Source organism: Pseudomonas monteilii NBRC 103158 = DSM 14164, assembly GCF_000730605.1.
Lineage (GTDB): Bacteria > Pseudomonadota > Gammaproteobacteria > Pseudomonadales > Pseudomonadaceae > Aquipseudomonas > Aquipseudomonas monteilii.
The window spans coordinates 38,278-61,766 of sequence record NZ_BBIS01000034.1; the positions used below are offsets into that span (position 1 = coordinate 38,278).

The window sequence follows — 23,489 nt, forward strand, 5'->3', positions numbered from 1 at the left end:
CAAACGGTACCGTGATGAAAAGCCCAACCATCCGCCGCTGGTCCGTGATCCACACCTGGAGCAGCCTGGTCTGCACCCTGTTCCTGCTGTTGCTGGCAGTCACCGGTCTGCCGCTGATTTTCCACCACGAACTCGAACATCTGCTTGGCGACGCCCCGCAATTGCGTGAAATGCCCGCAGGTACCCCACACCTCGACCTGCAGCAGCTGGTACTGAAAGCGGAGCAGCACCGCCCCGGCGAGGTCATGCAATACTTCGGCTACGACAAAGACGAACCCAATGGCGTGGTCGCCATCACCGCCGCCACTGCTGGCACCGACCCCAACTTGTCGCACACCTTCATGCTCGACGCCCGCACCGGCGAAGCCGTGGCCATGCCGGCCGCCAATGGCGGTTTCATGATGGTGATGCTGCGCCTGCATGTGGACATGTTCGCCGGCCTGCCCGGCAAGCTGCTGCTGGCTTTCATGGGCGTACTGTTCATCCTCGCAATCGTCTCCGGCACCGTGCTCTATGCGCCGTTCATGCGCCGCCTGGACTTCGGCACGGTACGCCACGAAAAATCCCGTCGCCTGCGCTGGCTCGACCTGCATAACCTGATCGGCGTGGTAACCCTGGCCTGGGCACTCACGGTAGGCGTGACCGGCGTAATCAGCGCCCTGTCCGACCTTGTCATCGCCGCCTGGCGCAACGACAGCCTGGCTGCCATGATCGCGCCTTACCGCGACGCCCCGCCGCTCACCCAGCGCGCGCCAGCCACACGCCTGCTGGAGATTGCCGAACAGGCTGCCCCCGGCATGCGCCCGGACTTCATCGCCTTCCCCGGCACACGCTTTTCCAGCGAACACCACTATGCGGTGTTCATGAACGGTGCCACACTCCTGAGTTCACACCTGTTCACGCCGGTACTGATCGACGCCCGCACCTTGGCAGTTACAGCGGTCGGCGAGCGCCCCTGGTACATGGACGCCATGGGCCTGTCGCAACCCCTGCATTTCGGCGATTACGGCGGGCGCCCGATGCAACTCCTCTGGGCGGTGCTCGATGTGCTGACCATCATCGTGCTCGGCAGCGGCCTGTACCTGTGGTGGGGCAAGCAACGCAAACCCAAGGAGGCACGCGCATGAGCCATAAGTCGCAACCCGCCTCGCGCATTTTTGCCTGGCCGGCACTGATCGCCTTGCTGGGAGCCCTGGGGCTGTTCGCCGCCTTGCTGGGTGATGGTTGGTGGGATGGGCTGTCCTGGCTCGGGCTCGGCCTACCAGCATGGTTCTCGATACACGGCCTGTGGCGCCGCTGAGGTAGCCGGCTAACACCTCCGTCCTGGCGCCCGGGCGCAGCATGGTCCGCCTTCGCAACAGGAGCCGGACCATGACCACCCAGCCGCATTTTCACACGCTGGATAACCAGCTTGATGCACTGCTACCCCCCATTCATGGCGTCGAGCACAGCCTTGATCTGACGCTTGCCCAACTGTTCCCGGGCCTCTCCATCAGTGCGCGCACGCTGTTTTTCGGTACGCATCACCTATTGCAACTGGTGGGATTCCATCTGTTCGACGGTGGCACTTTTCGTCTGCCTGCGGGTAGCCGCATCAGGCATGTCGACTACCCGGCACTTAGCCTACCTCCCGATTTCAGCAGCCGTATCGGCAGCTTCTGCCAAACCATTCGTCAGCAACTGCACGCGAGCCAGGCAGCGTACTGGCTGGAGCGCAACAGCAAAGGGCTGACGCGCGCTGTCAGCCTGGCAGTGTTGTTCCGCGACCAGCTGGATGCGGAAATTCGCTTGCGCACTACCGATCAGACCCTGTCTGCAGCGCATGCCCAACTGCTCAGGACATGCCTGGAACTGCCACAACCTTGGCAGCGGCGGCACTTGCCCGTCACCGCACGCCCTCAGGTCTACCGCCTGTTGCTAACCAGCACTGACCCCAACTGGCGCAGCCATGTGCCGGGTTTTCTGGTGATTACCGAGCAGGGGGCTGAAGGACGTACGCTTGAGCACCCTGAACCGGTTGGCCGAGCACTATTGTGCAGTATCGCTCACGGCATCGAAGCCTTCGACAACCTGAACGATCTCCACAAGGAGGTATGCGAGCGCCTGGAAGATCCGCAGCAGAGCGAGCACCTGCTCAAGCTCATGATTACCCCTGCTGACCAGCAAAGCGCGCGTTGCGCGGCGCGTTTACGTTATGACTGGTATACCGAGGACGTGGCCGACTACCTGGCCTCTACCTTGCGTGACGCCCAATCAAGGCACTTGAGCCATGCCTGGCAACTTGCATGGAAGCAAGGCAAGCAGCGTGATATCGAGCAGCTGGACAACGCGCTTGCCCCAGCACTCGACATACGCAGAGCCGTCGGTAGCCGTGGCCCACTGGCCAACCGCTACGGCCTGCTGCTGGAGAAGCACATGCCCAATTGGCTGCGCACCGCATCGCAGCAAGGTGTCGCTCACATCATGCAGGCCATGCAAGAACAGGTGATGGCCATCGAAGCGGCCAGTGCGCCTGGCATTCTGACTTTGGAACAGTTCAGCCAGCAGCATTCGCTGCTGCAGTGGGTAAACGTGCGCCTGCGCGAGTACCTGCAACGTGACCCGGGCCTGGACTGCGATCCGCGTGATATCACCATCAGCGTCACCCTTGCCCGCCAGGTAGGGCCGATCGTGAACCCTCTCCCGCTGGGCAGCACAGTGGGCTACATTCCGGTGGTCAGCCGACAACAGGTGGGCGGTACCGTCGAACTGGTGAATCACACCTACCGCCTCGACGAACTGGCGCTGCTGAACATCAGTTGGTTCGATGTGGACTACTGGCTGACTGCCCGGGTCTATCTTCACGGTGATCAACCCTTGCCCGCGCTCACGCCATTGCGGGTAAAACAGATCGTACGGCGCCTGAATGCCGGCAGCGGTTACAAGGCTTACCTGCACACGCAATTGCTCGACTCGCCAGAGGGCCGATGGCGCCAGGCGGCATACACACAGGTCTACCGCGCCCGCCTGAATGCCGAAGCGGTAAAAGCGCGCTATGTAGGCCATTTTCTCGCCGACACTTTCGCGCAGGGGTATGGCTGGGCCAGCACGGTCATCCGCAACCCCGACAGCCATGCACGCCCACATTACAACGAGCAACAGGTGATCGTTCAGCAACTGCTCGTACACGGCGATACATTGATGGGGGTTTTGCTGCTCGTCTCGCCAGAGAACTCGAATCGAATCGTCGTTCATTGCCCTGACGTCCCGGACAGGCGCTATTGGCGTGAGTACCGCGACATCAAAGCGTTGATCCGGGCTATTCGCGGTGACCTGAGGTTGCAGGACTACCTGGTCCAGCGCCTGCCGCAGGCCAGCAGCAAAAAGCTCAAGGCGCGGTTGCTCAAGGGGCGGGTAGGTGGTGCATCCATTACACGGCAAACCATCACTGGCGATCTGTATCAGGCACTCTACCGGGCCGAGGTCAGAAACCTGATCGCGCACACCGATTCCGTCACCCGCAGCAATCAGGAGCTGCTAGGAGAGTTCTCGGTCAATGTGCTGCGGCTGGTGCTGGACATTGTCACCTTCGTACTGCCGCAACGGACTTTGGTCGCCTTGGCATTTGGCCGTATGGCGATTTCCATATGGGATGGCTTCGAAGCGTTCGACCACGACGACCATGCGGGCGCCTTGCACCATGCCGTGGCTGCTCTCGGCCATGCCACCGCCGGGTTGAACGATATGGCAGGTTCCAGCTTGATGCGCCGTGCTTTGCGGGGGCTGCCCAAACCACCGCCGATACCCCTGCCTAAACACTACGAAACCGCGCCGGACCGTGCCAGGTTGCGCTACCGGATCGACTCGGTACAGGGTGAGGCCGTCTATGAACAACTGTCCGCCAGCCCCGGGCTGACCCAGTACTTCGTGCGGGATAACCTGGGCCGCTACTTCAATGTCAGTTTTGACGGCACCCGTTGGCGAGCTACCGATCCCGACCAGCCTTATGCGTACCTGAAACTGCCGATCAAGCGCAGTCAGGATGGCAACTGGGTAGTGGACTCTCCCGTACGCTGGCATGACGGTTTGCCAGACATCACGCAACTGCTCAAACAGTGCCGACTGGCAATACCGCTTCAAGGCACCGCAGATAGTGAGGACGAACACCTGTTCAACCACGACAGCACACAGTACCTGCAACTGCATAACCATCAGTTGCCAGTACGCCGCCACCTGCTGCCTGGCCACTATCACCTGGTGTTGCCCGCTGGCTTGTCTGGTGTCGTGCCTGCCTGGGCGGTGCTGCGCCACCAGGAGGGTGAATGGCGCATCCGGGTTCGCCAGACCGGCCGCGGCAGCGACTGGCTGGCGTTACCCTCGGGCTATTCGGCCAGCTTGGGCAGCAGCCGGTCCAGCCGCTGATGCAAAGCGCTGCCACTCGGCCAGTTGCGTAACAGCCGCGCCCGGTCCCGGGCGTAGGCCGGGGCGAAGCTGAGCTGGGTGGCGTGCTGGCACATGGCATCCAGGTCGATCAATGACCACTGGCCGTTGTGCCAGAACAGGTTATGGCCCTTGAAGTCGCCATGGCTGATGCGTTCGCGAATCAGCTGCTGCATCACATGCACCAGGGCATCCACCTGTTCCTCGGGGGCCTCACCGCTCTCCACGTAGGGTGCGAAGCAGGCCGTCAGGTCCGGGCCATCGACATACTCGGTGACCAGGTAGGCGCGGCTGCGCAGGCCCATCACCCGCTGTTCCAGCACCGCCAGCGGCTTGGGTGTGGCGATGTCGAGAAATTCCAGGCGGTGGCCTTCGATCCACGAATGCCAGGCACGGCTCGGGCGCCAGAAGCGCTTGAACCAGTGCGCCGTGTTCTTGATGTTGTAGCGCTTGAGCACCAGTTGGCGGCCATTGACCTCGATCCGCGCCACGCTGGCAGCACCTCCGGTCTTGTACAGGTGGCCCTGGTCGATCAACGCATCAGCCTGCGCCAGCACAGGTTGCATGGCATCGACCTCGCTGCGGCGAATCGCCTGCAAGCCCGACAGGGTGCGCTCGACGCTGAACAGGCTGCACTCGCGGCCGGCCTTTTCCAGGTAATCCTTCTGGCGCCAGTTGCGCACCTTGTCCACCTGCTTCTGCAAGGCCTCCATCGGCAGTGCATGTTCGGCATTGGCCAGCAGGTAATGCACCAGCAGTTCTTCGATGAACGGCTCCAGGCGCTTGGGCAGCTGGGCGAAGAACACGCCGAGGTTTTCCAGCACGCGTGGGCGCGACAGCTGCTGGCCAGGCGTTTCGGCCTTGATGCCAGCGCCATCGATCAGGTACAGCTTGCCGCCGTGGCGCAGCAAGTTGTCCAGGTGCAGGTCTTCCTGCCACAGGCCCTTAGCGTGCATCTGCGCGACAGCCGTTAGCGCTTCGCCCAGCACCAGGTGTTGCTCGTCAGATAGCACCGGCAGGTTTTCCACCGCAGCCCAGGCATCGGCGAGGCTTTCGGCGCCGTCGAGGAATTCGAACAGCAGCCAGCCACCCTCGCCTTCCTTGAGGCCGTCAGCCAGCAGCTTCGGCGTGGTCAGCCCCTGTTCGGCCAGCAGCTTCACGCCTTGCAGCTCACGCTGGAAATGCCGAGCGGCGCTACCGCCTACCAGCAACTTGGCCAGCACCGGGGTACCGCGCCAGACGCCAGCGCCCACATAGCGCTGGCCCGGCAGCACGCGCAACAGGCTGAGCAGTTGCAGGTCGGCGCTGCCGGCTGCGTCGGCCAGGGTGATACTCAGGGGTAACGACGGGCTTCGCCCGGCGTCCTTCAGTTCAGACAAACGCATCAGCGGGCCTCTTTTTCACGACGGCGTTGCGTCAGGCGTTGCAGCCAGGTGTCGACCAGTGTGCTGTCAGCAGGCTGCGCCAGGTAGGTCGCCAGCATAGTGCGCACATCGGCCTCGCTCCAGGCCCGGGCGCGGCGCAGCAGCGGCTCCAGGTCCTTGAGGCGGTCGCGCATGCCGAACAACAAAGGCCGGGTCTTTTCCAGGTCGATCAGTTGCGCGTCCCAGCCATCGCGGCGTTGGCGCAGGAAGATGTGCTTGGGGTAGAAGCAGCCGTGCACTTGGCCGGCGCTGTGCAGGGTGCGCGCCAGCTGGCCACACGCCTGCAGGATGCCGGTGCGTTCGCCATCGCCTAGCTGCGGCCATTGGGCCAGCAGGCTGTCGAGGTCGGCCCACTCGTCCAGGGCACGGGTCATCAGGATGGCCCGGTGCTTGCCGCCTTGCTTGCGCTCGCCATAGAACACCGCCTGCAAGGCCGGAATGTGCAGTTTCTGGTAGCGGCTGATGTTGCGGAACTCTCGCGCGAAGGTCGGCTCGCCGAACGGTCGGTGCAGGGTGCGGGTCAGGTAGTCGCTCTGGCGCTTGAGGTAGTAGCCCTTGCCTTCGAGTTCCAGGCGGAACACGCTGCTCCAGCCGCCACGGCCCGTGTTGGGTTCGTCCACGGCATCCAGTTGCAGCGCCCACAGCGCCTCGAAGTCGTCCAGGCCATGGCGTTTGAGCAGCGCGAGGTCCGCGCTGGCCAGGTAATCGGTCATTCCCTTCCCTCGAAAAAGCCCAGCACCTGGCGAATGCGCTTCTTGTCACGCACATTCAGCCGGTCGCGGCCACGGTATTGCAGGTAGAAGCGCAGGCGCTGGGTGGCCGACAGGTGGTATTTGGCCACTTTGTCCAGGCAGGCCAGGTCCTTGATCATCCGGTGCCGCCACATGAAGCCGCGCCAGAAGTCGCCGGTAGGGCAGTCGATGAAGAATAGCGTGCCTTGGTCATCGACCAGCAGGTTGCGCCACTTCAGGTCGTTATGGGCAAAGCGGTGCTCGTGCATCACCCGGGTATGGCGCGCCAGCTGGCGGCTGAGGTGATCGACCCAGGCCCGGTCGGCCAAGCGTGCATCGTTGCGTTCAGCCAGCGCCGACAGGTCTTCGGTGCGCGGCAGCTCGCGGGTGATCATCGCCCCACGGCCAAAAGCCAGGCCATTGCGCTCAAGCCCCCACGCCACCACTTCGGCAGTGGGGATACCCCACTTGGCGAACTGCTTGAGGTTCTGCCATTCGGCCTTGATGCGTGGCCGGCCCAAGTAGCGGCGCATGTGCTTGCCGGCCCCAGTGTAGCGTTTGACGTAGTAGTTGACCCCGTCACGCTCGATGCGCACCACCTCGCTGAGCGGGTCGCGGGTCAGGCGCTCGCCCTGGAGGGCAAATACCGCATCGAGGCTGCCGAAGTCCGCCGCCAGGTGTTCATAGCCTGGCGCCAGTGTCCAACCCGCCATCAGAGTGCATCCCCATAGCGTTGCTTGCGGTCATAGAGTTTCTGCGCCTTGCGGTCCAACCAGGCGAGCAAACGGGCTTCGTCCTTCAGGATTTGCCGCAGCGGGCGCTGGAAGTAACCCCGCAAAAAGCGCAGTTTGTCGCGCTGGGTCAGGCCGATGTCCAGCGCCGAGAAGTACAGCGCGGCCAGGTCCTTGTCGCGCCAGCGGCGGCTGATTTTCGCTCGGGTCTGGGCACGGTGCAGGTCGATAACCGACAGTTTGAAGTCATCCGCCGTCACCGGGCGGTCGGTGTGCAGCAGGAAGTGGCAGATGTAGCAGTCGCGGTGGTTGACCCCAGCGCGGTGCATACCACCGGTCATCTTCGCCACTTCGGCGATCAGCGCGCGCTTCAGGCGTGGCGCGGGCGGCTGCTTGACCCAATCGATGCTGAAATCTTCCAGGCTGATAGTCGGCGCCAGTTCCTCGGTGATGATGAACGAGTGCTGCGTAGCCGGGTTGCTGCCGCGCTCGCCATAGGCGACTGCGGTCATGGTCGGCACGCCCACCTCGTGCAGGCGCTGGATGGCCTGCCATTCCTGGCCGGCACCGAGCACCGGCAGCTTGGCGGTGAACAGGTTCTTGAAGATCTCGCCCCAGCCGATGCCGCGGTGGATCTTGACGAAGAACCCTTCGCCCTCCACCTCGGTACGCAGCGTGCGGCGCCCTTCCAGTTCGCGATAGACCTCGCCTTGCAGCGCCTCGACGGCGTCGAAGGCATCCCGCCCGGCCCACAGGCGTTTGAAGGGCTCGGCCACTATCAGCTTCATGCGGTTTTCTGCCCCAGGATCACGTCGGCAGCATGCTGCGGCATGCTGTACAGATCAGCGGTTTCAGCGAACGCCAGGCCGTTGCGCGACCAACTGGCGCGGGCCTGCGAGTCTTCGAGCATGCGTTGCAGGTAGCCATTGAGCTGGTCCTGTTCGAACGGCTCGTCCAGCACCAGCCCGCAGTCGGCCTCGGCAATGTAGTGGGCGTAACCGCACACCTTGGACACCAGCACCGGCAGGCCGGCCACCAGCGCTTCGAGCAGCACCGTACCGGTGTTCTCGTTGTAGGCCGGGTGAATCAGCAAATCGGCACCCAGCAGGAAGCGCGGGATGTCGCTGCGGCCCTTGAGGAACTGCACCTGGTCGCCCAGGCCCAGGGTGGCGCTTTGCAGCTGGAACACCTTGGGGTCGTCCTGGCCGATCACCATCAGCCTGGTGCGTTTGCGCAGGGCCGAAGGCAGCGCGGCCAGCGCTTTGAGGCTGCGGTCCACACCCTTGGTCTTGAAGCCCGAGCCAATCTGCACCAGCAGCAGGTCGTCATCGCCCAGGTTGAATTCCTTGCGGAACTCGGCGCGAATTTCAGCGGCATTGGCCGGCGCACGGCGGTCTTGGGAAATGCCCGGCGGCAGCAGATGGAAGCGTTCCACCGGGGTGCCGTAGTGCTTGATGAACAGCGGCTGCTGCACTTCGGAAATCATCAGCACATCGGTGTGCGCGTCCTTGGCGAATACCGCACGCTCGTACTCGGCAAAGTGCCGGTAACGGCCCCAGCGGCGGTACAGGCCGCCACGCAGGGTCTGCGCCTTGTCTTCGAAGCAACCGTCGGCGGCGTAGTACACGTCCAACCCCGGCATCTTGTTGAAGCCGATCAGGCGGTCGACCGGGCGCTTGGCTAGGTCGGCGGCCATCCAGGCGCTTAGCTTCTCGTTACGGCGGTGGTTGAAAATCGCCTTCACCGGCGCCACCAGCACTTCAAAGCCCGGCGGAATGTCACCTTCCCAGATCAGCGTGTATACACGGATCTGGTGGCCCCGCTTCTGGCATTCCAGGGCAATGCGCATGAAGTCGCGCTGCAGCCCGCCGAAGGGGAAATATTTGTAAAGCACGAAAGCCAGTTGCATCAACGGACATCCTCAGCCAGCAGCAACGCGCTCAAGCGGCCCGCCACATGCTCGGGATTCAGGCGAGTGAAGCACAGCGGCCACTCGCGTTTCAGATCGAACCGGCGCAGGTCATCGGCGCTCGGTTTGTAGGTGCACTTCTTCTGCAGGCAGGGAGCGCAAGGCCAGTCACTGGCCTGGTGAATCTGGGTCCGTCCGTAGGCGCCAGTCAGGCCTGGGTTGGTCGGGCCGAACAGCGAAATGGTGGGTACATCGAGTGCTGCGGCCAGGTGGCCAAGGCCGGTATCGACCGCCACGCAGGCTTTTGCCGCTGCCAGCACGCGGGCAACGCCGGCAAGGTTCAATTTGGGGAGCACCTGGCAGTTGTTCAAGCCTTGGGCGATGCGCTCGGCGCGCGCCTTCTCGGCCGGGTTGCCCCAAGGAAGACGCACTTCCAGCTTGCGCCGGCCCATGCGCTCGGCCAGTTCGCGCCAATAAGCTTCAGGCCAATGCTTGGTTGCCCAGGTGGTGCCATGCAGGAACACTACATAGGGCGCAGCCGGGGGCAGCTGCAGGCGGTCCAGGTCCAGGCCGTAGTTGCCGATGCCTTCCGGCAAGTCGTAGGCCAGGGCCATGGCGAACAACTGGCGCACCCGCTCCACCGCATGCTGGCCGGTGGCAACCGACAGACGCCGGTCATAGAAGCGGCTGGCCCAGCCTTCGCGGGCCGAGTAGCGGTCCAGGCCGGCGACGGGGGCCTTCACGTAGCGGGTCAGCCAGGCCGACTTCACCAGGCCCTGGGCGTCGATCACCAGGTCGTATTGGCGTTCGCGCACACGCTGCTTGAACGCCTTCCACTCGCCACTCTTGAGGGTTTGCCAGAGGTTCTTGCGCCAGCGGCGGATGGCCACCGGGATAACCTGGTCGACCGCCGGGTGCCAGCTGGGGATTTCGGCAAAGCCTTCTTCCACCACCCAGTCGAAACGGATGCCCGGGATGGCATGGGCGGCATCGGTAAGCGCCGGCAAGGTGTGGATCACATCACCCAGCGACGAGGTCTTGATGATCAGTACCCGCACTTAGTCGACCTCGGCCACGGTATCGATCAGGTCCGGCCCGCTCAGGCTGTGCAGGGCGGCAATGACTTTGCCCGGCTCCAGCAGACGCAGGCAGTTGTAGTGACCGAAGCGGCAGGTACGGTCGAAACACGGGCTGCACTCGATGCCGGTGCGCACCACTTCCACCTGGTCGGCCAGCGGCGGGGTGAATCCGGGCGACGTCGAGCCGTATACGGCCACCAGTGGGCGGTTCAGCGCGGCGGCCACGTGCATCAGGCCAGAGTCGTTGGACACCACGGCATGGGCGCAAGACATCAGGTCGATGGCCTCGGCCAGCGAGGTTTCGCCTGCCAGGTTGGACGACTCTTCACGGAAACCCGGGATCAACCGGTCACGGATCTGCTCACCGACCGGGTGGTCTTTCTTCGAGCCGAACAGCCACACCTGCCAGCCCTGACGGATCATCGCGTCGGCCACGGCAGCGTAATGCTCGGACGGCCAGCGCTTGGCCTCACCAAACTCGGCACCAGGGCACAGCGCCAGTACCGGGCGGTCCAGCTCCAGGCCGAACTTGGCCAGCGCGGCGTCGCGGCTTTGCGCTTCGATCTGCAGGCTGGGGCGCGGGTACGGCTGCGGCAGCTCGGCACCAGGCGCGTAGGCCAAAGCCATGAAGCGCTCGATCATCAGCGGGTAGCGGGCCTTGTCCAGCTTGCGCACATCGTTCAGCAGGCCAAAGCGCATTTCGCCCCGCCAGCCGGTGCGTTTGGGGATGCCGGCGAAGAACGGAACCAGTGCCGACTTCAGCGAGTTGGGCAGCAGGATGGCCTGGTCGTACTGGCCGGCCAGGGACTTGCCGATGCGCCGGCGCGTGGCCAGCTCCAGCGCGCCGTGACCGAGCGGGAAGCTCAAGGCCTGGCGCACCTCGGGCATGCGCTCCAGGATCGGCCGGCTCCACTCGGGGGCCAACACGTCGATCACGCAGTCGGGGTGCTGCTGTTTCAGGCACTGGAACAGGGTCTGCGCCATCACCATGTCGCCGACCCAGCTGGGGCCAATGATCAGTATTCTCATGCTTAGTCCAGAAACGCTCGGGGAGGCTACAGACTGCGGTACAGCCTGGCCTCCCCTCTTTATATTCAGGCTATGTGGCGGACAGTGTACCACTCAGGCAAGTCCATGGCTGATCACAGCCCCTGTGGGGACGGTGGGCCGTCAGGTCAAACCCAGTTCCCCCCAGATCCGCCGCACTTGACGGCGTTCATCAGCAAACTGCGCCGCGTCGATCACCCCGGCCTGCTTCTGCAGGGCCTGGCGGTGCGAGGCTGAGCGGAACGCCTTGTACACTTCACGCAACAGCACCGCGTCACTGGCCGGCATCAAACTCGCCTGCTCCAGTTCTTCCAGAATGCGGATGTTATCGGTCCATCGGAGTATGGCCGGGTGGTCATGGGACCAGGCCAAAGCCGCGTATTGCACCATAAATTCGATATCGACGATACCGCCGGCATCCTGCTTGATATCGAAGGGCACACCGGCCTCGAACGCGTTAGCCGCAGTACCCGCAGCCGTGGCCTTGGTCCCCAGGTTGTCACGCATCTTGGCGCGCATTTCACTCACTTCGGTGCGCAGTTTTTCCAAGTCGCGGGCCTGGCCCAGCACCTTGGCACGCACGCCTTCGAACGCCGCGCCAACCTGCTTGCAGCCCACCAGCACGCGGGCCCGCACCAAGGCCTGATGCTCCCAGGTCCAGGCTTCGTTCTGCTGGTAGCGCTCGAAGGCGCCCAGCGAACTCACCAGCAGGCCGGAGGCGCCGGACGGACGCAGGCGCATGTCCACGTCATACAGCTGGCCCGAGTTGGTCTGGGTGGTCAGCAGGTGGATGATGCGCTGGCCCAGCCGGGTGAAGAACTGCGCACTGTCGATGGGCTTGGCACCGTCGGTTTCCTCTTGCGGGTCGCCGTCGTGGATGAACACCAGGTCCAGGTCAGAGCCGTGCCCCAGCTCCAGGCCGCCGACCTTGCCATAACCAATGATGATGAATCCCGGATCGCAGAGACTGCCGTCGCTGCGCTTGGGCTGGCCATGGCGGGCCACGGTCTGGCGCCAGGCCAGGGCCAGTACCTGGTCGAGGATGGCTTCGGCCAGCCAGGTCAGGTAGTCGCTGACTTTCATCAACGGCAGGTTGCCACTGATTTCCGACGCGGCCACACGCAGGCTGTGGGCCAGCTTGAAGTGGCGCAGTGCCTCCATCTGCTGCTCCAGGTCATCCTCGGGGATGCGCGTGAGGCGTTCGCGCAACTCGCTGGCCAGCTCGGGAGCCAGGGGCGGGCTGAACAGGCGGCCTTCGTTAAGCAGTTCGTCGAGCAGCAACGGGTACAGCGCAATCTGCTCGGCAATCCACGGGCTGGCGGCGCACAAGGTCAGCAGACGGCGCAGGGCACCCGGGTTTTCGGTCAGCAGCACCAGGTAAGCCGAACGCCGCGCCACGGCTTCGACCAGTGGCAGCACACGCTCCAGCACCAAGTCGGGATTATCGTGCTCGACCGCCTGGGCCAGCAGGCGCGGAATAAAGGCATCCAGCCGCTCACGGCCAATGCGCTGCATCGACCGCAACTGCGGGCTTGAGCGCAGCCCCGCCAAACGCCGCAAGGCTTCGACAGGCTCTTTGAAGCCAGCCTCTTCCAGCTGCCGGCCAGCGGCTTCTTCATCCTGCGCCTGTTCCCACAGCGGCGACCATTCGCCACCCACCACCAGTTCGCCTTCACCGTCTTCATCATCCGGGTCGGCGATCACCTGGCGGAAGTGCCAGTCGATACGGCCACGCCAATAGGTCAACTGGTCGTGGAAGCTCTGCCAGTCGGCAAAACCGAGCATGTAGGCCACCCGCGCCTGGTCGGTCTCGCCCTCTGGCAACATTTGCGTCTGGCGGTCGGCGATGGCCTGGATGGCATGCTCGGTATAACGCAAGAACTCATAACCTTCGCGCAGCTCGGCGACCACCGCCGGCGGCAGGTAACCCTGGCCTTCGAGGGTGGCCAGCACCTTGAGCAACGGCCGTTGCTGCAAGCTCAGGTCGCGCCCGCCGTGGATCAGCTGGAAAGCCTGGGCGATGAACTCAACCTCGCGGATACCACCGGCACCCAGCTTGATGTTGTCGGCCATGCCCTTGCGCCGCACTTCCTGCTGAATCAGCTGCTTCATGGTGCGCAGCGCTTCGATCGCGGAAAAGTCCAGGTAACGGCGGTACACGAACGGGCGCAGCATCTCCTGCAGTTGTGCGCCGGCAGCCTGGTCACCCGCCACCACCCGCGCCTTGATCATCGCGTAGCGCTCCCAGTCGCGCCCCTGGTCCTGGTAGTACTGCTCCAGGGCATTGAAGCTGAGCACCAGTGCGCCGGCCGAACCATAGGGGCGCAGGCGCATGTCGACGCGGAACACGAAACCGTCGACGGTAACCGGGTCCAACGCCTTGATCAGCCGCTGGCCCAAGCGGGTGAAGAACTCCTGGTTTTCCAGCGAGCGCTTCACCCCTTCGGTTTCGCCGCCTTCGGGGAAGCCGAAGATCAGGTCGATGTCCGACGACAGGTTCAGCTCCACCGCCCCCAGTTTGCCCATGCCTAGCACCACCATGTGCTGCGGCTGGCCGCTGCGGTTGCCGATGGGCGTGCCGAATTGCTGGCAATGGCGCGGATACAGCCATTGGTAGGCTTCGTCGATGGCTGCATCGGCCAGGTCCGACAGGTCGCGGCAGGTTTCACCCAGTTCCGCCTGGCGGGTGATGTCTCGCCAGATGATGCGCAGCTGCTGGCGGTTGCGCTCACGGCGCAGGTTGCGCGCCAGCTCATCGTCGCTTTGCGCCGCCTGGGCGGCCGCCGCGATGTGCCCGCGCAGCTCACCCGGTGCATAACGGCGCTCCAGCTCGCCACTGGTCAGCAGGCCGAACAGCATGGCCGGCTCGCGCTGGGCCAGGCCCAGGACAAAATCGCTGGCTGCGGCCACCTGGTCGAATTGCTGCCGGTGCAGCGGGCTCCAGGCATTCAGGTCGAGCTCAGGGTGAGCGGCTAGCGCATCGCTGAGGAATTGCTGGTTGCGAGCGACCAGTGGCTGGAGGATGGCGGGCAGATCGGACGGCAAAGGCAGGCGCATGGTCTATCCTTGATCGGCGTGAAATAGAGGGGAAAAAGCGGCCAAGGGGAAGCCGGACCACGGTTGGACTGTCGTACAAAAGTTGGAAATAGCTGAAAAAAACGAAAACTTGGCAACAAACATCAAGAACCACCCGTTCGCGACACAATGCCAACCAACATGAACGTTTTTCCTCACAAGCCAAGGTGCGACCAAACGTCGCACAAATGTAGTTTTACTACTACTCGCGTCGTGTAAAAGCATGAAATGCGAAAGCAAATGTAGTAAAACTACAACGCGCCGGAAGACACCCCGGTAATCCAAGAATTCACGACGTCTGCCCATAAGGCCAGTCGCAACTTCAGGCAATCGATTCTGGTTGCCTTTCCGCCCTGGAGCAAGCCATGCAAGACCTCGATCCAATCGAAACCCAGGAATGGCTGGATGCCCTGGAGTCGGTCCTCGACAAAGAAGGCGAAGACCGCGCTCATTACCTGATGACCCGTATGGGCGAGCTGGCCACCCGTAGTGGCTCCCAGCTGCCGTATGCGATCACCACGCCATACCGCAACACCATCCCTGTCACCCACGAAGCACGCATGCCTGGCGACCTGTTCATGGAACGCCGCATTCGCTCGATGGTGCGTTGGAACGCCCTGGCCATGGTCATGCGCACCAACCTGAAAGACTCGGACCTGGGCGGACACATCTCCAGCTTCGCCTCCAGTGCCACCCTGTACGACATCGGCTTCAACTACTTCTTCCAGGCCCCGACCGAAGAACACGGCGGCGACCTGATCTTCTTCCAGGGCCACGCCTCCCCAGGCGTCTACGCCCGTGCCTTCATGGAAGGCCGTATCAGCGAAGACCAGATGAACAACTTCCGTCAGGAAGTGGACGGCAACGGCCTGTCTTCGTACCCGCACCCATGGCTGATGCCTGACTTCTGGCAGTTCCCGACCGTATCGATGGGTTTGGGCCCGATCCAGGCCATCTACCAGGCACGCTTCATGAAGTACCTGGAAGCCCGTGGCTACATCCCGGCCGGCAAGCAGAAGGTCTGGTGCTTCATGGGCGACGGCGAGTGCGACGAGCCGGAATCCCTGGGCGCAATCGCCCTGGCCGGCCGCGAGAAGCTGGACAACCTGATTTTCGTCATCAACTGCAACCTGCAGCGCCTCGACGGCCCGGTTCGCGGCAACGGCAAGATCATCCAGGAACTCGAAGGCGTGTTCCGTGGCGGTGGCTGGAACGTCAACAAGGTTGTCTGGGGCCGTTTCTGGGACCCATTGTTCGCCAAGGACACCAACGGTGCCCTGCAGCGCCGCATGGACGAAGTCATCGACGGCGAGTACCAGAACTACAAAGCCAAAGACGGCGCGTATGTTCGTGAGAACTTCTTCAACACCCCAGAGCTCAAGGCCATGGTCGAAGACCTGTCCGACGAAGAGATCTGGAAGCTCAACCGTGGCGGCCACGACCCGTACAAGGTCTACGCAGCGTACCATCAGGCGGTCAACCACAAGGACCAGCCTACCGTCATCCTCGCCAAGACCATCAAGGGTTACGGTACCGGTGCCGGCGAAGCCAAGAACACAGCGCACAACACCAAGAAGGTCGACGTCGACAGCCTGCGTCACTTCCGTGACCGCTTCGACATCCCGGTCAAGGATGCCGACCTCGAAAACCTGCCGTTCTTCAAGCCGGAAGAAGGTTCTGCCGAAGCCAAATACCTGGCCGAGCGCCGTGCTGCCCTGGGCGGTTTCGTGCCACAGCGCCGTGCCAAGAGCTTCAGCATACCGACCCCGCCACTGGAAACGCTGAAAGCGATCCTGGACGGCTCGGGCGACCGCGAAATCTCCACCACCATGGCCTTCGTGCGCATTCTGGCGCAGCTGGTCAAGGACAAGGAAATCGGCCAGCGCATCGTCCCGATCATCCCGGACGAAGCCCGTACCTTCGGTATGGAAGGCATGTTCCGCCAGCTGGGCATCTACTCGTCGGTCGGCCAGCTCTACGAGCCAGTCGATAAAGACCAGGTGATGTTCTACCGCGAGGACAAGAAGGGCCAGATCCTCGAAGAAGGCATCAACGAAGCCGGCGCCATGTCGTCGTTCATCGCTGCCGGTACCTCGTACAGCTGCCACAACCAGCCGATGCTGCCGTTCTACATCTTCTACTCGATGTTCGGCTTCCAGCGCATTGGCGACCTGGCCTGGGCCGCTGGCGACAGCCGCACCCGTGGCTTCCTGATCGGCGGTACCGCCGGCCGTACCACCCTGAACGGTGAAGGCCTGCAGCACGAAGACGGTCACAGCCACATGATGGCGGGCACCATCCCGAACTGCCGCACCTACGATCCAACCTACGGCTACGAGCTGGCGGTGATCATCCAGGACGGCATGAAGAAGATGACCGAAGAGCAACAGGACATCTTCTACTACATCACCGTGATGAACGAATCCTACCAGCAGCCAGCCATGCCGGCCGGTGTCGAGGAAGGCATCATCAAGGGCATGTACCTGCTGGAAGAAGACACCCGCGAAGCCGCGCACCACGTACAGCTGATGGGCTCCGGCACCATCCTGCGCGAAGTCCGCGAAGCGGCGAAAATCCTGCGTGAAGAGTTCAACGTCGGTGCCGACGTATGGAGCGTCACCAGCTTCAACGAACTGCGCCGCGACGGCCTGGCCGTAGAACGCGCCAACCGCCTGAAGCCTGGCCAGAAGCCACAGCAGACCTATGTCGAGCAGTGCCTGAACGGTCGCAAAGGCCCGGTCATCGCCTCTACCGACTACATGAAACTGTTCGCCGAGCAGATTCGCCAGTGGGTTCCGAGCAAAGAGTTCAAGGTCCTGGGTACCGACGGTTACGGTCGCAGCGACAGCCGCAAGAAGCTGCGTCACTTCTTCGAAGTCGACCGCCACTTCGTGGTGCTGGCTGCCCTGGAAGCCCTGGCTGACCGTGGCGAGATCGAACCCAAGGTTGTTGCAGACGCTATCGTCAAGTTCGGTATCGACCCGGACAAGCGCAACCCACTGGACTGCTGAGGAGTATTTTTAAGTGAGCGAACTCATTCGCGTACCTGACATCGGCAGCGGTGAAGGTGAAATCATCGAGCTGTTCGTCAAGGTCGGTGACCGTATCGAGGCTGACCAGAGCCTGCTGACCCTGGAGTCCGACAAGGCCTCCATGGAAATCCCGGCCCCCAAGGCCGGCGTCATCAAGGAACTGAAGGTCAAGCTGGGCGACCGCCTGAAAGAAGGCGACGAACTGCTGGTTCTGGAAGCCGAGGGCGCCGCTGCTGCGGCCCCTGAGGCTCCGGCCGCTGCTGCTCCTGCCCCGGCTGCTGCCCCAGCACCTGCTGCCGAAGCCGCCCCTGCGCCAGCCGCAGCCCCGGCTGCCGCCAGCGTGCAGGACATCCACGTGCCGGACATTGGTTCGTCGGGCAAGGCCAAGATCATCGAAGTGCTGGTCAAGGTCGGCGACACTGTCGAAGCCGACCAGTCGCTGATTACCCTGGAGTCCGACAAGGCCTCCATGGAAATCCCGTCGCCAGCTGCTGGCGTGGTCGAAGAAGTGCTGTGCAAGCTGGAAGACGAAGTCGGCACTGGCGACCTGATCTTCAAGCTGAAGGTCGCTGGCGCAGCCCCGGCTGCCGCTCCGGCCGCTGCTGCTGCCCCGGCGCCAGCCAAGGCTGAGGCTGCTCCGGCAGCCGCACCCGCCGCTGCCGCCCCGGCTGCTGCCCCAGCACCGGCTGCTACCGCACCGGCCGCTGGCAGCAACGCCAAGGTTCACGCAGGCCCAGCCGTTCGTCAGCTGGCCCGTGAATTCGGTGTCGACCTGGGCGCTGTTGCCGCCACCGGTCCGCACGGCCGCATTCTGAAAGAAGACGTGCAGGTTTACGTCAAAGCGATGATGCAGAAGGCCAAGGAAGCTCCGGCCGCTGCCGGTGCAACCGGCGGCGCCGGCATCCCGCCGATCCCTGCCGTGGACTTCAGCAAGTTCGGTGAAGTGGAAGAAGTGGCCCTGACTCGCCTGATGCAGGTCGGTGCCGCTAACCTGCACCGCAGCTGGCTGAACGTGCCGCACGTGACCCAGTTCGACTCCGCCGACATCACCGAGCTGGAAGCCTTCCGCGTTGCGCAGAAGGCCGTGGCCGAGAAGGCTGGGGTGAAGCTGACCGTGCTGCCACTGCTGCTCAAGGCCTGTGCTTTCCTGCTCAAGGAACTGCCAGACTTCAACAGCTCGCTGGCACCAAGCGGCAAGGCCATCATCCGCAAGAAGTACGTGCACATCGGCTTCGCCGTGGACACTCCGGACGGCCTGTTGGTCCCTGTGATCAAGAACGTCGACCAGAAGAGCCTGCTGCAACTGGCTGCCGAAGCGGCTGCGCTGGCCGAAAAAGCCCGCACCAAGAAGCTGTCGGCCGACGAGATGCAAGGCGCCTGCTTCACCATCTCCAGCCTCGGCCACATTGGCGGCACCGGCTTCACGCCGATCGTCAACGCGCCGGAAGTGGCTATCCTGGGCGTCTCCAAGGCGACCATGCAGCCTGTGTGGGATGGCAAGGCCTTCCAGCCTAAGCTGATGCTGCCACTGTCGCTGTCCTACGATCACCGTGTGATCAACGGCGCAGCCGCCGCGCGCTTCACCAAGCGCCTGGGCGACGTGCTGGGCGATATCCGCACCATGCTGCTGTAAGGCAGCCCGCTGCCCCTCCTTGCGAGGGGCAGTACCCTTTTCGAGCTGCCACGCTCGTACCTCAACCCCGTCGATTGGCGGGGCTTTTTTTGTCCGCCGATAGGGTTGTGGCGCCGGGGAGATCGAGCGCCGCCCGCGCGGCGCTCGGTTTCCCAGGCGCCAAAATTCTCAAGGCGAACTAACATTTCCGGCCCAACAGCCGATAACCCGTACACAGCATCACGCATGGCCGCTTGCCAGCCCTCGGGACATGATGCAACCTTGCCGAATCTGCCGCCGCCGCAAGGCCGCGTTCCCTCTTCAAGCGAGTCTTCGATGAAAAGCCAACCCGATGCCGCCAGCCGTGTGGCGGCCGAGGTCGTCACGCCGTTACCCGTGCCCTCGCGGCTCGGCATGCTGCGTTTCGAACGGCTCAACGAAGCCACCTGGGCCATGCTCTACCTGGACCCGGCCTGCGAGCGCCAGTTCGGCCTGCACGCCGGCGACCTTTGTGCCTTGGTAGATGCACCCTACGCCAGCCTGATGGAACCGGAAGCACGCTACCGGCTGCACGACGAGGTCCAACTGCAACTGGCACAGCGCGGCTACTACCGCGTGCGCTACACCCTGCACACGCCAAGCGCCTCGCTGCGCCTGCTGGAGGTGGGTGAAGCCTACAAGCAGCATAACCGCCAGCTGTTGCGCGGCTACCTGAGCGTGCTCGATGACCAGCAGGACGATACCGGCGAAGCCGACGCCAACGATCTGGAATCACGCAACAACCGCCTGCAGCTGGCCCTGCAACTGAACCAGCGCGCCCAGCAAGAGCAGCTGGAACACCTGGAGCGCGTGCGTGGCCAGCAGGACCTGATCCTGCGCCTGGCTCGCCAGCGCTACAGTGCCGGTAACTCGCTGCTGGAAGCTGCCCAGCTGATTACCCGCAGCGCCTGCGAAATCTACAAGGTCGACAGCGCCAGCATCTGGCACCTGGACGACCAGCGTCTGGAACCGATCACCGCCTGGTACCGCGTTGCACAAGAGCATCGCCAGCCCGAAGCCATCGATGCCAGCCACTTCCCCGACTACCTTGACGCGCTGCACGCCAGCCGCGCCATCGACGCCCACAACGCCGGCCACGACCCACGCACCCGTGCCCTGGCGCAAAGTCTGCGCCCGGAAAACAAGGCCATGCTCGACGCCAGTATCCGTGTCGATGGCCAGGTAGTCGGCGTGCTGTGCCTTGAGCAGACCGGCCAGCCACGGGCCTGGCAGTCGGACGAGATTGCCTTTGCAGGTGAGCTGGCCGACCAGTTCGCCCAAGTCATCACCAACCACAACCGGCGCACTGCGGCCAGCGCATTGCACCTGTTCCAGCGTGCCGTCGAGCAAAGCGCCAGCGCCTTTTTGCTGGTGAACCGCGATGGCCGGGTGGAGTACGTCAACCCGAGTTTCACTGCCATCACCCAATACAGCACCGATGAAGTGCAAGGCCGTCACCTGGGTGAGCTGCCGGCATTGGAGAACCTCAGCGAATTGCTGTTCGACTCGCCGTCGAGCCTGGCCATGGGCAACAGCTGGCAGGGCGAGTTCAAGAGCCGGCGCAAGAACCTGGAGCCCTACTGGGGCCAGTTGTCGATTTCCAAGGTGTACGGCGATAACCGTGAGCTGACCCACTACATCGGCATCTACGAAGACGTCACCCAGACCAAGCTGGCCCAGCAGCGCATCGAACGACTGGCCTACACCGACAACCTGACCAACCTGGGCAACCGCCCGGCGTTCATCCGCAGCCTGGACGAGTGCTTTGCCCGCGATGGCGAAAGCGCGATGTGCCTGCTGCTGGTGGACATCGACAACTTCAAGCGCATCAACGACAGCCTTGGCCACCAGACCGGTGACAAGCTGCTGATCAGCCTGGCCCGCCGCCTGCGCAACAGCTTGCACACCGGCGGTATCCTGGCGCGCTTTGCCAGTAACGAGTTCGCGGTATTGCTTGACGACACCAGCCTGGAAGATGGCCAAGGCGTTGCCCAGCAATTGCTGCGCACCCTCGACAAGCCGATGTTCGTCGACAACCAGTTGATCAACGTCACGGCCTCGGTGGGCCTGGCCTACGCGCCGCTGCACGGCGCTGACCCGGCCAGCCTGATGAAAAACGCCGGCCTGGCGTTGCACAAGGCCAAGGCCAACGGCAAGCATCAGGTGCAGGTGTTTACCGAAGTGCTCAATGCCGAAGCCAGCTACAAACTGTTCGTCGAGAACAACCTGCGCCGTGCCCTTACCCAGAACGAGCTGGAAGTGTTCTACCAGCCCAAGATCTGCCTGCGCAGCGGCCGCCTGTTGGGGCTGGAAGCGCTGTTGCGCTGGAACCACCCCGAGCGCGGCATGATCCGCCCGGACCAGTTCATCAGCGTGGCAGAAGAAACCGGCCTGATCATTCCCATTGGCAAATGGGTGATCCGCCAGTCATGCAGCATGAGCCAGCAACTGCGCGAGGCCGGCTTGGGTAACCTGCACGTAGCGATCAACCTGTCGCCCAAGCAGTTTTCCGACCCCGACCTGGTAGCCTCTATCAGCACCATCCTCAAGGAAGAAGCCCTGCCCCCGCACCTGCTGGAGCTGGAGCTGACCGAAGGCCTACTGCTGGAAGCCACCGAAGACACCCACCGCCAGCTGGACGAGCTGAAGGCCCTGGGCCTGACCCTGGCCATGGACGATTTCGGCACCGGTTACTCCTCGCTCAGCTACCTGAAGAAGTTTCCGATCGACATTCTCAAGATCGACCGCAGCTTCATCAATGAGATCCCCGACAACCAGGACGATATGGAAATTACCTCGGCGGTGGTGGCCATGGCGCACAACCTCAAGCTGAAGGTAGTGGCTGAAGGGATCGAGACGCCGGAGCAGCTGGCGTTTCTGCGCCGCCACCGTTGCGACGTGGGCCAGGGTTACCTGTTCGACCGGCCGATTCCGGGGCGGGAGCTGGCTGAGCGGCTGAAGCGCTACCCGCGTGGCCCGGTGGCCTGACAGCGGCGTAAACCTCGGGCACTATAGAAGCCATTCGGGCCTCTTCGCGGGCATGCCCGCGAATGCCTCAACACCTATCCAACTGAAAAAAAACAGAGGAACGGCCATGGTCCTGCGTTCGGAAATCCTGGTGAACAAAAACGTCATGCCAACTGCGGAGCAGGCGCTGCCTGGCCGCGAAACGCCAATGACCCTGCCCGAGTTCCATTACGTGTTCGAAGGCACCCCGCTGCTCGGCCCGTTCTTCGAAGGCGCCATCGACTTCGCCATCTTCGGCCTGGGTTGCTTCTGGGGCGCCGAGCGCCGCTTCTGGCAGCGTGAAGGTGTGGTCAGCACTGTGGTCGGCTACGCCGGCGGTTTCACCCCAAACCCTACCTACGAAGAAGTCTGCTCGGGCCTGACCGGCCACACCGAAGTGGTGCTGGTGGTGTTCGACAAGGACAAAGTCAGCTACCGTGAGCTGCTGGCGATGTTCTGGGAACTGCACAACCCGACCCAGGGCATGCGCCAGGGCAATGACGTCGGCACCCAGTACCGCTCGGCCATCTACTGCACCAGCCCGGAACAGCTGGAACAGGCCAAGGCCAGCCGCGACGCCTTCCAGGTCGAACTGAACAAGGCAGGCTTTGGTGAAATCACCACTGAAATCGACCAGGCACCGACCGTGTACTTCGCCGAGGCCTACCACCAGCAGTACCTGGCCAAGAACCCGGACGGCTACTGCGGTATCGGCGGCACCGGTGTATGCCTGCCACCCAGCCTGCAGGGCAACTGAAGCATGAGCACGATGACCCTGTTCCACTCGCCGTTGTCGCCTTTCGTGCGCAAGGTCATGGTGGTGTTGCATGAGACCGGCCAACTTGAGCGGGTGCAGCTGCAGCCGGTGAACATCAGCCCGGTGAGCAGTGACCCGCAGCTTAACCAGGACAACCCGATCGGCAAGATCCCGGCCCTGCGCCTGGAAGACGGCACCGTGCTGTATGACAGCCGGGTGATCTGCGAGTACCTCGACCTGCAGCACGTCGGCCTGCCGCTGCTGCCACGCGAAGGCTCGGCGCGCTGGCGGCGCATGACGCTGGTGTCGCAGGCTGATGCGATCATGGATGCAGCGGTGTCGTCACGCTATGAAAGCTTCCTGCGGCCCGAGGACAAGCGCTGGGACGGTTGGTTGCAGGCGCAGGGCGACAAGATCCGCCGTAGCCTGGCCAACCTGGAGCAGGAGCATTTGCCCGAGCTGATGTCCGGGTTCGACCTGGCAGCGATTGGTGTGGCCTGTGCGCTGGGGTATCTGGACTTACGTCAGCCGGCGTTTGGCTGGCGTGAGCGCCAGCCAGGTTTGGCGGCGTGGTACGCCGAGGTGGCCAAGCGGCCATCGATGGTCGCCACAACGCCGGTGGCCTGAC

General features: G+C 63.4%; 16 protein-coding genes. 8 read left to right on the plus strand and 8 right to left on the minus strand.

The annotated features are described in order from the left end of the window. The first annotated feature begins 14 nt into the window (after window positions 1–14). The 3 genes from PM2_RS18145 (at window position 15) to PM2_RS18150 (ending at window position 4,401) form a co-directional block, all read left to right on the plus strand. Window positions 15–1,127: a PepSY-associated TM helix domain-containing protein gene (locus tag PM2_RS18145; protein ID WP_028699070.1), complete on the plus strand. Its 1,113-nt coding sequence runs from the start codon at window positions 15–17 to the stop codon at window positions 1,125–1,127. After that, window positions 1,124–1,300 carry a hypothetical protein gene (locus PM2_RS31205; protein ID WP_016714549.1) on the plus strand — a complete coding sequence of 59 codons (177 nt, stop codon included), beginning with the start codon at window positions 1,124–1,126 and terminating at the stop codon, window positions 1,298–1,300. Before PM2_RS18145 ends, PM2_RS31205 begins: the two co-directional genes overlap by 4 nt. Window positions 1,301–1,371: 71 nt before the next feature. Beyond that, on the plus strand, window positions 1,372–4,401 hold the full coding sequence (locus PM2_RS18150; RefSeq protein ID WP_028699071.1) for a dermonecrotic toxin domain-containing protein: 3,030 nt from the start codon (window positions 1,372–1,374) through the stop codon (window positions 4,399–4,401). On the opposite strand, the gene PM2_RS18155 is transcribed toward PM2_RS18150, so the two are convergent. The 8 genes from PM2_RS18155 to glnE all read right to left on the minus strand — a co-directional run bounded on the left by PM2_RS18155 (window position 4,362) and on the right by glnE (window position 14,397). Next, window positions 4,362–5,804, minus strand: coding sequence for a lipopolysaccharide kinase InaA family protein (locus PM2_RS18155; protein ID WP_028699072.1), 1,443 nt, complete (start codon window positions 5,802–5,804; stop codon window positions 4,362–4,364). The genes PM2_RS18150 and PM2_RS18155 overlap by 40 nt on opposite strands. Further along, window positions 5,804–6,556: a lipopolysaccharide kinase InaA family protein gene (locus tag PM2_RS18160; RefSeq protein ID WP_016714546.1), complete on the minus strand. Its 753-nt coding sequence runs from the start codon at window positions 6,554–6,556 to the stop codon at window positions 5,804–5,806. Before PM2_RS18160 ends, PM2_RS18155 begins: the two co-directional genes overlap by 1 nt. Further along, entirely contained in the window at window positions 6,553–7,287 is a 735-nt protein-coding gene (locus PM2_RS18165) for a lipopolysaccharide kinase InaA family protein (RefSeq protein WP_016714545.1), read from the minus strand. The genes PM2_RS18160 and PM2_RS18165 overlap by 4 nt, the downstream gene beginning before the upstream one ends. Continuing rightward, window positions 7,287–8,093 carry a lipopolysaccharide core heptose(I) kinase RfaP gene (gene rfaP, locus PM2_RS18170; protein ID WP_016714544.1) on the minus strand — a complete coding sequence of 269 codons (807 nt, stop codon included), beginning with the start codon at window positions 8,091–8,093 and terminating at the stop codon, window positions 7,287–7,289. The genes PM2_RS18165 and rfaP overlap by 1 nt, the downstream gene beginning before the upstream one ends. Beyond that, on the minus strand, window positions 8,090–9,214 hold the full coding sequence (locus PM2_RS18175; protein WP_016714543.1) for a glycosyltransferase family 4 protein: 1,125 nt from the start codon (window positions 9,212–9,214) through the stop codon (window positions 8,090–8,092). Before PM2_RS18175 ends, rfaP begins: the two co-directional genes overlap by 4 nt. Beyond that, entirely contained in the window at window positions 9,214–10,272 is a 1,059-nt protein-coding gene (waaC, locus tag PM2_RS18180; RefSeq protein ID WP_016714542.1) for a lipopolysaccharide heptosyltransferase I, read from the minus strand. Before waaC ends, PM2_RS18175 begins: the two co-directional genes overlap by 1 nt. Continuing rightward, the gene (waaF, locus tag PM2_RS18185) at window positions 10,273–11,322 is read right to left on the minus strand and encodes a lipopolysaccharide heptosyltransferase II (RefSeq protein WP_016714541.1); all 1,050 of its coding nucleotides are present in this window, start codon (window positions 11,320–11,322) and stop codon (window positions 10,273–10,275) included. Window positions 11,323–11,463: 141 nt separating this feature from the next. After that, the gene (gene glnE / locus PM2_RS18190; protein ID WP_016714540.1) at window positions 11,464–14,397 is read right to left on the minus strand and encodes a bifunctional [glutamate--ammonia ligase]-adenylyl-L-tyrosine phosphorylase/[glutamate--ammonia-ligase] adenylyltransferase; all 2,934 of its coding nucleotides are present in this window, start codon (window positions 14,395–14,397) and stop codon (window positions 11,464–11,466) included. A 383-nt stretch (window positions 14,398–14,780) separates the two neighbouring features. Between glnE and aceE the strand changes: the two genes are divergently transcribed. From aceE to PM2_RS18215, 5 genes are all read left to right on the plus strand, one after another. Further along, window positions 14,781–17,426: a pyruvate dehydrogenase (acetyl-transferring), homodimeric type gene (aceE, locus tag PM2_RS18195; protein WP_016714539.1), complete on the plus strand. Its 2,646-nt coding sequence runs from the start codon at window positions 14,781–14,783 to the stop codon at window positions 17,424–17,426. A 13-nt stretch (window positions 17,427–17,439) separates the two neighbouring features. Next, window positions 17,440–19,080 carry a dihydrolipoyllysine-residue acetyltransferase gene (gene aceF, locus PM2_RS18200; RefSeq protein ID WP_028699073.1) on the plus strand — a complete coding sequence of 547 codons (1,641 nt, stop codon included), beginning with the start codon at window positions 17,440–17,442 and terminating at the stop codon, window positions 19,078–19,080. A 315-nt stretch (window positions 19,081–19,395) separates the two neighbouring features. Continuing rightward, a complete protein-coding gene (locus tag PM2_RS18205) occupies window positions 19,396–22,086 on the plus strand; it encodes a putative bifunctional diguanylate cyclase/phosphodiesterase (protein WP_016714537.1) in 2,691 nt (896 codons plus the stop codon). 106 nt (window positions 22,087–22,192) lie between these two features. Further along, window positions 22,193–22,861 carry a peptide-methionine (S)-S-oxide reductase MsrA gene (gene msrA / locus PM2_RS18210; RefSeq protein WP_016714536.1) on the plus strand — a complete coding sequence of 223 codons (669 nt, stop codon included), beginning with the start codon at window positions 22,193–22,195 and terminating at the stop codon, window positions 22,859–22,861. 3 nt (window positions 22,862–22,864) lie between these two features. Continuing rightward, window positions 22,865–23,488, plus strand: a complete 624-nt coding sequence (locus PM2_RS18215; protein ID WP_016714535.1) for a glutathione S-transferase — start codon at window positions 22,865–22,867, stop codon at window positions 23,486–23,488. The last annotated feature ends 1 nt before the right edge of the window (window position 23,489 follow it).